General features: G+C 71.3%; 9 protein-coding genes. All 9 read right to left on the bottom strand.

Going from position 1 to position 13,510, the window contains the following annotated elements; all coding sequences use genetic code 11:
* Complete coding sequence (locus tag ACZ4XJ_RS00775) at positions 1-963, bottom strand: TauD/TfdA dioxygenase family protein (protein WP_362875494.1); 963 nt, start codon at positions 961-963, stop codon at positions 1-3.
* 106 nt (positions 964-1,069) lie between these two features.
* Positions 1,070-2,020 (bottom strand): AEC family transporter, encoded by a 951-nt coding sequence (locus tag ACZ4XJ_RS00780; RefSeq protein WP_468494806.1) that lies wholly within the window; start codon positions 2,018-2,020, stop codon positions 1,070-1,072.
* A complete protein-coding gene (locus ACZ4XJ_RS00785; RefSeq protein ID WP_362875496.1) occupies positions 2,008-2,922 on the bottom strand; it encodes an aminotransferase class IV in 915 nt (304 codons plus the stop codon). Before ACZ4XJ_RS00785 ends, ACZ4XJ_RS00780 begins: the two co-directional genes overlap by 13 nt.
* Before the next feature lie 10 nt (positions 2,923-2,932).
* Positions 2,933-3,754, bottom strand: a complete 822-nt coding sequence (locus ACZ4XJ_RS00790) for a hypothetical protein (RefSeq protein WP_362875497.1) — start codon at positions 3,752-3,754, stop codon at positions 2,933-2,935.
* A gap of 9 nt (positions 3,755-3,763) precedes the next feature.
* The gene (gene asnB / locus ACZ4XJ_RS00795; protein WP_468494807.1) at positions 3,764-5,563 is read right to left on the bottom strand and encodes an asparagine synthase (glutamine-hydrolyzing); all 1,800 of its coding nucleotides are present in this window, start codon (positions 5,561-5,563) and stop codon (positions 3,764-3,766) included.
* Positions 5,564-5,601: 38 nt separating this feature from the next.
* Positions 5,602-6,579 carry a peptidase gene (locus ACZ4XJ_RS00800; protein WP_468494808.1) on the bottom strand — a complete coding sequence of 326 codons (978 nt, stop codon included), beginning with the start codon at positions 6,577-6,579 and terminating at the stop codon, positions 5,602-5,604.
* On the bottom strand, positions 6,576-7,946 hold the full coding sequence (locus ACZ4XJ_RS00805; protein WP_468494809.1) for an ATP-grasp domain-containing protein: 1,371 nt from the start codon (positions 7,944-7,946) through the stop codon (positions 6,576-6,578). The genes ACZ4XJ_RS00800 and ACZ4XJ_RS00805 overlap by 4 nt, the downstream gene beginning before the upstream one ends.
* Complete coding sequence (locus ACZ4XJ_RS00810; RefSeq protein WP_468494810.1) at positions 7,943-11,818, bottom strand: non-ribosomal peptide synthetase; 3,876 nt, start codon at positions 11,816-11,818, stop codon at positions 7,943-7,945. Before ACZ4XJ_RS00810 ends, ACZ4XJ_RS00805 begins: the two co-directional genes overlap by 4 nt.
* Before the next feature lie 245 nt (positions 11,819-12,063).
* Positions 12,064-13,290 carry an MFS transporter gene (locus ACZ4XJ_RS00815; protein WP_468494811.1) on the bottom strand — a complete coding sequence of 409 codons (1,227 nt, stop codon included), beginning with the start codon at positions 13,288-13,290 and terminating at the stop codon, positions 12,064-12,066.
* Between the last annotated feature and the right edge of the window lie 220 nt (positions 13,291-13,510).

Below are 13,510 nucleotides of genomic sequence, written 5' to 3' on the forward strand. Positions count from 1 at the left end.
CTACCAGGCTTCCAGCCGGTCCCCCGCGACGAGCTGCGAGGTGAACCCGTCCGGGCCGGTGGCGGGCTCCCCGAGGACGGTCACCCGGTGCATGACGCGGTCGACGTCGAGGTGGCCGAAGTCGGTGGGGGCGAAGTGGCAGGTGCTCCGGTTGTCCCAGAAGGCGATGCTGCCCGGCTCCCAGCGGAAGCGCACCGTGTACTCGGTGCTGGTCATGTGCTGGAACAGCAGGTCAAGCAGGTGGCGGCTCTCGATCTCGCTGAACCCGACGATCCGGGTGGTGGACCCGGGGCTGACGAACAGCGCCCGCTCCCCCGTCTCGGGGTGCACGCGGACCACGGGGTGGACGGCGGCCTGCGGGTCCTGGCAGTAGATGTCGAGGATCTCCCGGTCACGGGCGTCGGAGTGGCGCAGGTGGACGCCGGTGAAGAAGGCGTGCTCGGCCCTGAGGGTGTCCACGAGGTCGCGCAGCTGCGGCGAGAGGGCCTCGTAGGCGGCGACGGTGTTGGTCCACTGGGTGTCGCCGCCGAACGGCGGGGTGGTCTCGGCGCGCAGGATGGACAGGTCGGGCGGGTTGACCGCCTGGGTGAGGTCGCTGTGCCAGCCGGCGATGGGCGAGACCCACTTGCGCCGGTAGTGCTCCTCGAAGTTCTTCCCGTACCGCTCGACGTCCGCCTTGGCGTCCACCGTGAGGATCTCGGGGAAACCGTCGGGCGAGACGCCGTGCTTCTTGCCGGGGCGGCGGGTTAGGGCGCCGAAGCGGCGGCCGAAGGCGACGTGGCGGGCGTGGTCGAGGTGCTGGCCGCGGAAGAAGACGACGCGGTGCGTCAGCACGGCCCGGCGGATCTCGGCGACGGTGGCGTCGTCGAGATCCTCCCGCAGGTCCACGCCGGAGATCTCGGCGCCTATGTGTCCGGCTGTCTGCCGGACGGTGATCCGGCTGGTCCGTACTGTCTGGGTCACGGTCGGGCCCACCTTTCGGATGGTGGTGAAGGTGAAGGGGAAGGTGAAGGGGAAGGGACCGCGCGGGCGGGGAGGACGCGTCGGGACGGGACCGGCCGCCGCGGCCTCAGCCGAAGTGGACGGTCCACTGCACCCACAGGGGCAGCACGAGCAGCGACGCGAGGGAGCTCTTGACGACGAGTTCCGCCGACAGGGCCACGTCGACGTCGTAGCGCTGCGCGAAGATGAAGAGGTTCTGCGGGGCCGGCATCGCGGCGATCAGCACCAGGTAGGCGAGCCAGTCCCCCTCGACGCCGAAGACGTAGCGGCACACCGCCCACGCCATGAGGGGGAAGACCAGGCACTTGAAGGCGACGAGCCACATTTCTTCCGGCGTGGTCCCGCGCAGCCTGAGGCCGGCGCCGCCCAGGTGCAGGCCGAGCGCGAACAGGGCCACCGGGGAGGCGCTGTCGCCGACGAACGCGAAGCCGTCCAGGACCGCCCGCGGCAGGTGCACCGAGAGCAGGTTCAGCAGGATGCCCGCGTTGCAGGCGAGGACGACGGGCGTCACCAGCGAGGCGCCGACGGCCCGGGCCAGGCGCGCGCCGGGCCCGCCGGTGCGCTCCGGCCGGCCCAGCTCCATGATCGAGATGACGACGAGCGAGAGCACGCAGACCTGGAACAGCAGCACCGGAAAGATCGGCGCCGCGTTGCCGAAGAGCATGATGAAGACCGGTACGGCGAAGTACGCGGTGTTCACCTGGACGCCCGCCATGATGCGCAGGGCGACGCCCCGGGGGTCCAGGACGCCGAACAACCGGGCCGCGGTGCCCACGACGACCACCGCGCAGGCGGCGGTGGCCGCGTAGCCGCCGATGGCCCGCCAGTCGAAGAGGGCGGCCAGGTCGCTCGCGTAGATGTTCCCGAACAGGTAGCAGGGCACCGCGAAGAGGAAGGCGTAGTCGGCGAAGACCTTGGAGCTTTCGGCCGGTACGACCTTGCGTCGTGCGAGGAGGACGCCGCAGCCGAAGGCCAGGACCACCGGCAGCAGCTTCTCCAGGGCGGTTACCGCCCCCATGCGTTCGGCACCTTCACCTGGCTCCGGCCTGCGATCAGGTCGTGGTAGCCGGTGATGAGCCGTCCGATCACGTCGTTTCCGCTCAGGTCGTAGTGGTGGTCGTCGATGCGGGCGACGGGAAGGATCTCGCAGGCCGTGCCGCAGATGAAGGCGCCGTCGGCCTCGGCCGGGAAGCCCGCGTCCAGGTCGCCGATCTCGTACGGGATGCCCTCGTGGTCGGCGATCGCCAGGACGCACGCCCGGGTGATGCCGTCGATGGTGCACCGCGTGGTCGGGGTGAGGAGGACGCCGCCCCGGGTGAAGAAGACGTGGGCGCCGGTGGCCTCGACGATGTGGTCCTCGTCGTCGAGGAGCAGGGCGTCGTCGAAGCCGGCCCGCAGGGCGTGGTTCTTGCTGATCGTGCCGATCATGTAGTTGCCGGCGGCCTTGCTCTTTACCGGGGCGTGGCGCGGGGAGGGCCTGCGGTACTCGGCGGTGACGAGGGAGATGCCCGTACGGAGGGCGTCGGCCGCCGCGTAGTAGCCCGCCGGGATCTCCCACGCGGCCACGGAGGTGTGGACCGAGGTCCGCAGCGCGGCCGTCTGGATGACCTCGGAGCCGCGCCAGGCGTTGACACGGACGTAGCCCTCGGTGATGCCGGCCTTGGCGATGACGTCGAGGGTGGCCCGGTGGAGGGTCTCCTCGTCGTGTTCGAGGTCGAAGTCGAGGATCCGCGCCGAGGTCCGCAGCCGCGCGAGGTGTTCGCGGAGCATGAAGGGGGCGCCGCCGTAGACGCGGACGCCTTCGAAGACGCTGCTGGCGTAGTGCAGGCCGTGGGTGAGGACGTGGAGCGTGGCGTCGGCCCAGTCCACGAGGCGGCCGTCGAGCCAGATGTGGCCGGTTCGCTGGTCGAAGGGAATCAAGGGGGGCACCTCAGAGCGCAAGGTCGAAGAGCGGGTTCTGGAGATCACCGACGAGGGCGACGAAGCGCCGCTGGTGCGGGGTGAGGCTGCGCACCGACACACCGTGCAGGGCCAGCGGGTTGATGGGGTACATCACGAGCGTGTTGCTCCGGTACGGGACGGTGGCGACCTCCTCGACGTAGCGCGGATCGATGTCGAACCGGTTGTCGCCGTACTCGGAGGCGCTGGTGGTGAACTTGTGGGCGCCCTCACGGTACTTGTAGAGGACGAGGTCGCCGCCGATGGCGTCGTCCTCGGCGAGGCGCATGTAGAAGAGTCCGCCGAACAGCTTGTACGGCTTGTCGACGTGGGGGCCGCGGTAGGCGGAGGGCCGGCCGGTGACGGCCGAGTTGATGACGGCGGTGCAGTCCATGAGGATGTCGTGGGTGTCGAAGCCGTCCCGGTTGCGGCGGCCGACGCGCAGGTCGCGCAGGGGGCCGCACTGCTTCTCGGCGTCGGGCAGGTTGGCGAGCAGGTCGTCCTGGAACAGGTCGAGGAACTGGGCGTAGAACTCGGGCGACGCGTGGTAGGTGACGAAGTCCTTCCACACCTGGGCCATCGCCTCGTCCCGGAGGATGGGTTCGGACATGTAGTTGTAGCGTTCGTTGGACGTGATCTCCTTGCCGATCCGCGTGCCGATGTACTCGACGTCGGGCATCGAGGCGGCCAGCGCGTCGTACAGGGGCTGGGGCAGCGCGTCGCTGATCACGATGTGCGGGAACGGGTCGCGGCGGATGTCGTCCTTGGTGACGCCGGCCAGCAGCGAGCGGATGGGCGGGGTGGACTGGGACATGTCTGTCTCCTACGGGGTGAGGTTCCTGGCGGAGAGCCAGGTTTCGAGCATGAGCAGGGACCAGAGGACTTCCGCGGTGTGCGCGCCCGGGTTCTCGGACTGCATGCGGAACAGGTCCCGGACGACGTCCTGACGGACGTGGTCGCGGTAGCGGGCGCCGGGGGCGAGGAGGGTGTCGCCGATCAGCTCGTGCAGCGCCTCGCCGGGCTTGATCATCGCCGCGATGGGGAGGGTGAAGGGCTGCTTGGGCCGGTCGATGACGCTCCGCGGCACCCAGCGGCGGGCGGCTTCGGAGACCGGCGCCTTGACGGTGTCGCCGACGACCTTGAGCGCGGTGGGCAGGGCGTGGGCGAGGCGCATCACGGACGGCTGCAGGAAGGGGATCCTGGCCTCCACGGAGTGGGCCATGCTCAGGTGGTCGACGCGGCGCAGGATGTAGTACGGGAACCGTTCGAACTGGTCGTAGCGCAGCAGCGTTTCCAGCTTGTCGAGTTTCCCGGTGCGCGCCCGGCGGTCGAGTTCGTCGCCGACGCGGTCGCCGAAGAGGCCGCCGTTCGCGGCGAGGTGGGCCCGGTGGGCGGGGGTGTAGAGGCGCTCCAGGGTGCTGGTGCCGATGGCGGCCATGGTGTCCTGGTAGCCGCGGTGCCAGGTCGCGGAGTCGTCGCGGGCGGCCTTGACGAAGCGGGTGTACCCGCCGAAGAGTTCGTCGGCCCCGTCACCGGTGAGGGCGACCTTGAACCCGGCCTCGTGGATGGCTTCGAACAGGGCGAAGGTGCTGAGGCTGTGCGGGGCGTTGTTCGGTTGGTCCAGGTGACGGACGAAGCGGTCGACGAGCGAGGGGAAGTCCGCGGGGTCGAGCAGGACCTGGTGGTGGCGGGTGCCGCTGTGCCTGGCGGCCTCGGCGGCGAAGTGGCGTTCGTCGGCCGGCCAGTCGCCGCGGTAGGCGACGTTGAAGGAGGCCAGGTCGGGTACGAGGGAGGCGGCGATCGCCGAGGTGTAGCTGGAGTCGAGTCCGCCGCTGGTGATGACGCAGACGGGGACGTCGGCGTCGAGCATCCGGGTGAGTTCGTGGCACAGCGTCGCGTCGAGGATCTCGGCGGCCGCGCCGAGGTCGGGACCCGTGGTCGGCCAATCGGGTTCGGCGGGTGACAGCGGGGCCCGGGTGAGGGTGAGCCGTCCGTCGGCGAAGCGCAGGGTCGTGCCGGGGACCATGGTGTGGACCTTGGCGTAGGCGGTGTCGGGGCCCCAGAGGGCCCGGCCGCCGAGGTAGCGGTCGATCGCGAGGGGGTGGAGGGCGTCGGGGAAGTCGGGGAAGCGGGACAGGGCTTGGAGTTCGGAGGCGAAGCAGAGCCGGCGGCCGTCGGCGGACAGGTAGTAGTACAGGGATTTCATGCCGGCGTGGTCGTTGAAGAGCTTCAGGCAGGGCTCGGCGCGGCGGTCGACGACGGCGATCGCGAACATGCCCTCCAGCCGGGCGACGAAGGCGTCCCCGTGGCGTTCGTACAGGGGCAGCAGGACGTCACCGTCGCAGTCGCCCTCGAAGGTGTGGCCGGCCGCGACGAGTTCGGCGCGCAGTTCGCGGTGGTTGTAGATCTCTCCGTTGAACACGCACGTCATGTCGCCGAGGACGAAGGGTTGCCGTCCGTGGTCGATGCCCTGGACGGCGAGCCGGTTGTTGCCGAGCGCCCAGGTGGCGGCGGTGTGGACGGTCCGGTCGTCGGGACCGCCGTGGTGCATCGCCCGTGCGACGGCGTGCAGGACGTCGCGTTCGACGGGCTCCCCGCCGAAGTGGCCGTAGATGCGGCACATGCTGGTGACCTCTGTCTGTGTGCTGTGGGGAGCCGGGCTCAGGGGCCGACGGGCGTCAGGTGGAGGCCGGAGGGGCTCTGGCGGGCCTCGGGGTGGTGCCGGTCGAGGAACTCGGTGACGATCTCGACCTGACGCAGGATGTCGTCGAGCTGGTTGAGAGTGGGGCTGACGCCGTGCCCCTCCAGGGCGCTGTTGCCGGTCTTGAGGTAGATCGGGGCGGCCACCCGGACGAACTCGGGTGCCTCGTAGGTACGGACGAAGCCGCCGGACATCCGGGGGTTGTCGACGTGGCAGTCGAGCGGGATGGACACCGCCTGGCGCAGCGCCGCGATCATGGGCAGGGTCAGGTCGCGGACCGGGTTGAAGCTGTCGGCCCCGAGCATCTCCAGCATCTGGGCGGAGGCGGCATTGCCGTGGCCGCAGTGGGCGGAGACCTTGAGGTGGATGTCCGGGGGGAGTTCACCGGCTGCGCGCAGCCGGTTCAGCACCCACAGCAGGCCCTCGTCGTAGATCACGAAGCCGCGTACGCCGAGTTCGAGACCGCGTTTGACGTCCTCGACGGCCCGCACCATCTGTTCCTGGCCGCGCAGCCGGTAGCCGATCCGGACGCCCTCGGGGGTCTGGACGCTGCCACCGGTGTCGTAGCTGGCGCGGGGGCCGACCGACATCAGGATCTCGGCCCCGTACTCCCGGCCGAGGGCGACGTACTCGCCGATCTCCCGGGCGGTGTGCCGGTACATGCCGCGGGTCTCGGTGATCCGGTTGATGGTGAAGCCCCGGCGGCGGCTTTGCGACAGGAGGGTCTCGGCGGCCTGTACGGAGTTGACGGTGGGCACCTCGACGCGGAAGTGGCAGCCGTCTTCGAAGGTCTTGCCCGAGCTTTCCGTGGCGGCGGGGTCGGCGTCCGGGAGTCCGAGGCCGGCGAGCTGCGCCCGGGTCTCGGCGAAGAAGGGCCGGCTGGGCGCGGCCTGTGCGGGGGCCGCCGCGGGGGCCGTGGTGGGTGTGGTCATGGTCATCCCGTCACCTCGATGCCGAGCAGGTCCGCCGTCCGTTCGACGATCTGCTCCGCGATCCCGATCGATGTCGCGTGGTCGGCGTGTACGACCTGTACCTCGCCGAAGTTGCCGAGGTTGCCCCGGCAGGCGGGCAGCACGTCGCCGTCCGGGAAGCGGACCGTCAGCGCGTGCAGGGAGTCCCCGTAGTCGGTGGCGGCCCAGTCCAGGGCGGGCACGCGGTCGGGGCGGGGGGCCGGGTCCGCGGCGCCGAACCAGCGGACGGTCGCGTACCGGTCGAAGGTGGGGGTGCGGGGTTCGATCTCCTCGTCGAGGTGGACGCGGACCAGCAGGTCGAAGATGTCGCCGCCGCCGGCGAGCCGGTAGAGGTTCGGCAGGCAGGACCCCATGATGCGCGGGTTGAGTTCGATGAGCCGGGGGCGACCGTCGGCGCCGAGCATGATCTCCACGTGGAAGATGCCGAGGCGCAGGTCGAGGGCGCCGACGACGGCCTCGGCGAAGGCCATGACGGCCGCGTGGTCCGCGGCGCCGATGGCGGCGGGGATGGTGGTGCCGGTCTCCAGGGCCTCGTGGCGGTCCCAGGTCGAGCGTTCGCTGACGGCCAGCGGGAGGAAGCGGCCGCGGGAGAGTCCGATCTCGGCGGAGACGAAACGGCCGGTGAGGTACTCCTCGACGAGGATGCCCGCCTCGTACGTGACCTCGTCGCCGACGGCGCGGGCCACGGTCTCGCGCAGCGCGGCCTCGTCGGGGACGACGTGGGCGCCCTCGCTGGCGGAGCCGCGGGCGGGTTTGACGACGACGGGGTAGCCGGTGGTCGCGGCGAAGGCGGCGGCCTCGTCGAAGCCGGTGACGACGGTGTGCCGGGTGCTGTCGACGCCCGCGGCGGCGAGGACCTCCCGGCAGCGGTGCTTCAGTTTGGCCGCGCGGGCGCCGCGGGCCGCGGTGAAGGGGACGCCGATCTCCTCGGCGATCTCGGCGACCGGTACGACGAGCGCGTCGACGGTGGCGACGAACCCGTCGACGGGCCGGCGGCGGTGGACGTCGAGGACGCAGGCGCGCAGGGCCTCGTAGTCGGTGGCGTCGTCGAGGACGTGCACGGAGTCGACGAACGCGCCGTAGGGCGAGGCGTCGAAGTCGATGTTCTGGGACTTCTCCATGCGCAGCGAGCGGATGAGGGTGACCTGGTGGCCGAGGCGTTTGGCCGCTTCGAACGCGGGTGCGTTGCCGGTCTTCCAGGTGACGAACAGGACGTGTTTGGCGGTGACTTGTACGGGAGCGACTTGTGCGGGAGCGACTTGTACGGGGGTGACTTCTTCGGGAGTGACGGCTGTGGCCGTCGCGTGTTCGCGGGTTGCGCGGGGCGTTGTCATCGGACCTTCCTGGCGAACCTCTGGCCGATCCGCACGAAGGCCGGGAGGCGGGTTCCGGGGGCGGGGATGAAGGAGATGGAGCCGGCGAGGACGTTCTTCTTCGACATGGAGCTGAAGCCGCCGGCGCCGGAGAGGACGAGGTCGCCCTCGTCGAGGCGTTGCCACCGGCCGTCCCGGCCGCGCTCGGAGTACTCGTACCCGAGGTGTTCGCGGCCGTGCAGGACCGTGAGCCGGTAGCCGTCGGAGTCGTACTGGCCGGCGCACGCGTCGAGGTCCAGTTCGAAGGGGCGGCCGGTGCGGATGAGGCCCTCGCCGGTGAGGGCGCGCAGCAGGTCCTCGTAGAGGCCGAAGGCGGGGTAGGCGTTGGCCAGCAGGATCAGGAAGGTGCGCTGCTCGGGGAAGATCTGGACGAAGTTGTGGTGGCCGCTGCCGTTGGAGTTGAAGCCGAAGGCGGTCGGTCCGAACATCAACCAGCCCAGGCCCCAGGCGTGCATGAAGTGGTGTCCGGGGACATCGATCTGCGGGGTGCGCATCTGCGCGGCGAGCTCGGCGGACAGCAACCGCTCCCCGCTCGGGGCGACGCCGTCGTGGAGGGCGAGGATCGCGATCCTGGCGAGTTCGTCGAGGGTGAGGCAGACGGAGAAGGAGCCGGCCGCGTCGTCGGCGATGGTCTGGGGCGGCGGGTCGTGGCGGACGTAGCGCTGTCCCGCCTCGCTCCACAGGTAGCCGGCGGAAACGGTGTCCCCGTAGTGGCCGCCCTCGGTGAAGGTCTCGGGGATCTCCTTGATGCCGAGGGGGGTCAGCATCAGCTCGTTGACGGCGCGGCGCCAGGGGACGCCGAGGAGCTTCTCGATGAGCGCGGCGACGATGGAGGTGCCGCAGGCCGAGTACGCGAACACCTCGCCCGGTTCGAAGAGTTGACCGTACCCGGAGAAGGTGTCGAGGTAGCGGTCGAGGTCGGGGAGGTCGGTGTCGTGCCAGACCTCGTAGGAGTCGTCGATCCCACTGGTGTGAGACAGGAGTTGACGCAGCGTCACGTCGACGGTGCGGCCGTCGCTCCGGCGGAAGGCCCGCGGCAGCACCGTGGCGAGGGACTCGTCCAGGCCGACCAGACCGCGGTCGACCAGACGCAGGGCGGTGAAGGCCAGCATCGGCTTGGTGATGCAGGTGACCCGCTGGCGGGAGGCCTCGCCGCGGGGGGCGCCGGTCTCGACGTCGTCGACGCCGTGGTGGACGAACCGTAGGGTGCCGTCGACGTACACGGCGGCGGCGGCACCGGGGACGCCGTGGCCGAGGCCGGAGGCGTGGAGGGTCTCGGCGACGGCGGTGAGCCGGGCTTCGGCCCCCTGCTCGGCGGTGGCGACGGGGGCCTGTTCGCGCTTGTGGCGCAGCAGCCGGGCCTGGGCCGTCAGGGTGCGGTGCTCGTAGATCTCGGCGACGCGCACGGTGCGGCCGGCGGCGTCGCCGAGTCGGGCGGCGAGCAGGTTGGCCAGCAGCGAGTGGCCGCCGACGGAGAAGAAGTCGCGGTCGGCGCCGAGTTGGGCGACGCCGAGCAGGTCGGTCCAGACGGCGGCGACGGCGGCCTCGTCGGGGTCGTCGGTGGTGAAGGCGCGGTCGGCGCCCTCGTGGGCGCTCCAGTCGACGGCGCGGGCGGCGAGGGCCTTGCGGTCGACCTTGCCGTTGGGCAGTTGCGGGAGCCGTTCCTCGACCAGGATCCTGGCGGGCTGCATGTAGTGCGGGAGCTTGCGGCGCAGGTGGTCGGCCATCGCCTCGACGGGGACGTGGGCGCCTTCGAGACCGACCCAGCAGACCAGCCGGGTGTCGTCGTCGGTGCGGACGGCGAGGGCCGCGACGTCCCGCAGGCCCACGACCTCGCGGAGCACGGACTCGATCTCGCCGAGTTCGACGCGGAAGCCGCGGACCTTGACCTGGTTGTCCTTGCGGCCCATGAACCGCAGTTCGCCGTCCTCCGTCCAGCAGGCCAGGTCGCCGGTGCGGTAGAGGGTACCCGCTGGTAGGTGCGGCGGGGCGGGGACGAACACGGCGGCGGTGCGCCCGGGGTCGTTGATGTACCCGTCGGCGAGGCCGGCCCCGCCGAGGTGGAGCTCACCGACCACGCCACGGGGCACCAACTGCCCGCGGGCGTCCAGGAGGTGGGCCACCGTGTTGTGGACGGGAACGCCGATGGTCGGGCTGCCGGTGACCGGGCCGGTGAAGCACTTCCAGGTCGAGTACGTGGTGTCCTCGGACGGTCCGTAGAGGTTGTGGAGCCGTTCGACGCCGGTGGTCGCGAAGGCGGCGTTGACGAGTTCCTTCGCCAGGGGTTCACCGGCCACGTTGAGGACCGTCGTGCAGGCGGGCACGGCCGACCGCTGGAGCAGTACGTTCAGGGCGCTGGGGACGGTGTTGACCAGGCTCGGGCGCAGGGTGTCGTCCTCGGTGAGGGCGAGGACGTTGTCGACGACGACGACCCGACCGCCGGTGGTGAGCGGGGCCCAGAGCTCGAACACCGAGAGGTCGAAGTTGAGGGAGGTGGCGAACAGGACCCGGGCCAGGTCCGCCGGTCGGTAGGTGTCGTGGGCCCAGGCGAGCAACGCGGCCACGTTGCGGTGGCTGATGACGACGCCCTTGGGCAGGCCGGTCGAGCCGGAGGTGTAGATCAGGTGGGTGGTGGCGGCCGGGTCGACGTCGACCTCCGGCGGGTCGGGGCGTTCGGCGCCCGCCTTCTCCCACAGTTCGCCCCAGGGCAGGGCGGCCGCGGGCACGGCGTCGAGCCAGGGCGCGGGTCCGGAGGCGGCCGGGGTCGCCGCCTGGGTGCCGGGCGCGTCCTCGTACACCACGGCGGCCATGTCGGCGGTCGCGGCGATGTCGCGGAGCCGGTCGGCGGGGTAGGCCGGGTCCAGGGGGACGTAGGCGCAGCCCGCCTTGTGGACGGCGAGGAGGAGGCAGACGGTGCGGTGGGTGCGGGCGACGGAGACGCCGACGCGCGAGCCGGGCGCGACACCGTGGGCCAGCAGGGCGCGGGCGATCCGGTTGGCCTGCTCGTCGAGCTCGCGGTAGGTCAAGGTGGTGTCCCGCCACTCCACGGCCGGGGCCTCGGGGGTGCGGGCGGCCTGGGCCTCGACGTGCGCGTGGAGCGTCGTGTCGTGGGGGTAGGGGCGGGCGGTGGCGTTGAGTTCCGTGAGCAGGTGGCGCGTCTCCGCCGGCGAGATCACGGCCAGCTCGCCCACCGGGGCCGTGGGACGGCGGCACGCGTCGAGGAGGAGCGTGCGGTAGTTGGCGGCCATGCGGGAGACGAACGCCTCCGTGAACAGGGCGGCGTCGTACGTCAGGGCGAAGCGGACGGTGTCGGGGGTCTGCTCGACCTCCAGGAGGAGGTCGAGGCCGTCGGGCCGCGGGGCCGCCGCCCCGGCCCGGTCCGGGGTGTCGCGGCTGAGGAAGCCGACGCGCAGTCCGGTGCCGAGGTCGGCGGGGACGTCGGCGCGTTCGGCGTCGCGCGTCGCGGCGCGGTGGCGGGCGGAGAGCGCGGCGGTGAGGGTCACGAAGGTGACGTCGTCCCCGATGCGGGAGCGGACGGCGACGGGATGGACCCGGTCGGGGTCCCTCGGGCCGCCGGCGCGGGCCAGGACGAGGTCGTCCTGGCCGCTGTAGCGGTGCAGCAGCACGGTGAACGCCGCGTTGAACAGGTCGGCCGCGTCGAGCCCCCGGGCCTCGACGAACTCGCTCAGCGGCTGGAAGGCGTGGTCGGTCCAGGAGTGCGTGAGCTGTGATGTCGACGGCGACGCGCCGCCCGCGTCGTCCCGGACGGGGAGCTGGAGGGCCGGAGCCGCGTGCGGCGTCTCTTCGGGCGCGGCGGATGTGGCGGCAGGCATTTCGCCCACGGACGTGATTCCCCTCGTTCGATGGCGCTTTTCAGGACTGCGGGCAATGAGGAGCGGTATTCCCGCGCGGTGCGGTGCACGGAAAAGCCGTCCGGATCGGTGCGCAGACCTTCCGGAATGCGCGCACGCCGACGGAACCCGGGAACCGGGCGGGCGTGCACGGCGTGGAATGTCGGATGGACCGGATGGTGGAATGGCGGAGCAATGTCCGAAAGGGTGGGAAGAGCAGCCGGGATTTACGAGGCGGCGGGCTCGCGGGTGCGCGCGGATCGTCCGACGCGGTCGGCCCAGCGCGCGACGGGCGGCATCAGGGCTCCGACCGCGGCGAATCCGACGGCCATGATCAGCCACCCGACGGCGCCGTGCTCGATGGCCAGCCAGGTGAGCAGGGCGGGCGCGATCATCTTGCCGAGGTCGGCGCCCATCGCGGCCGTGCCCTGGTACTGGCCCTGGGCGTGCTCCGGGGCGAGGCCGAAGGACATGCCCCAACTGCCGGCCGACTGCCGGATCTCGCCGAGGACGTGCGCCAGCGCGCCGGCGACGAGCAGGGCGCAGGCGACGGCCGCGGAGGCGCCCTCGGTGAGGGCGAAGATCACGCAGGCGACGCCGAGGCACAGTGACCCGGCCCGGGACGCCCGCGCCGCGGCGCCCGGTTCGTCGGTTCCGCGCGCGGCTCTGACCTGGAGCAGGACGACCGCGACGGTGTTGGTGATGAGGATGACGGCGATCATCCAGCGGGGCGCGCCGGTGTGGTGGAGCACCCAGAGCGGCAGGACCACGTCCAGCAGCAGGTTGTGCATGGAGAGCAGGCCGTCCAGCACGACGAACGTGAGGAAGGGCCGGTCGCGCAGGACGACCAGGGCGGGCCCGGGTCGGGCCGGTTGTGGCGGCACGGCCGGGAGAAGCAGCGTGAGCAGGCCGGTGGCCAGGTACGTGGCGGCGTTGAGCACGACGGCGGCCCGGTAGCCGGCGGGCGTGTCGACCACGAGCGCCAGGCCGGCGAGGGCGGCCCCGACGGAGACGCTGACGTTGCTGGTGGCCCGTAGGTAGGCGCGGACGGAGACCCGGTCCTCGGGTGGGATCAGTCCGGCGACCATGGCCATCCGGGCGCTGCGACTGGCGCTGTACGCGACGGCCTGTAGGGACAGCACCAGCAGGTACTGGCGGAACCCGTCGACGAACAGCAGGGCGGCGGTGAGTGGTCCGAGGGCGAGGAAGGACCAGATCTGCACGGCCCGCGGGCCGATCCGGTCGGCCAGGTGGCCGCTGGGAGTGCTCAAGGCGAGCGCGACGCCCGCGGCGACACCGACTCCGATGCCGAACTCGCCGGGTGAGAGCTTCAGGACGGACGTGGCGTAGATGGCGTTCAGCGCCATCCACATGCCTTGTCCGAGGGTGTGCACCAGCGTGATGCCGGTGAGGGTGCGGGCAGGGCCGCGCTTCGGGAGCAACCGGGTCAGCATTGCCGTACCACGTCACTCGAATTGAATTGTCCGGACCATTTCTCGCCCGCCAGGATCACTGACACCGCTCCGACCTCTCGTTCAGCACCATTGCCAACGACAAGATTCGGGAATTTCCCCCGTAGATACCCGGCCAAGATCGTCGGCCGGACACGAAGACCCATTAGAGACAGTGCCGACGTGGTGCGTCCAGAGAATTACTTGTGGCGCTCGTCACACA

The sequence above is a fragment of the Streptomyces sp. NPDC029836 genome, assembly GCF_055574495.1.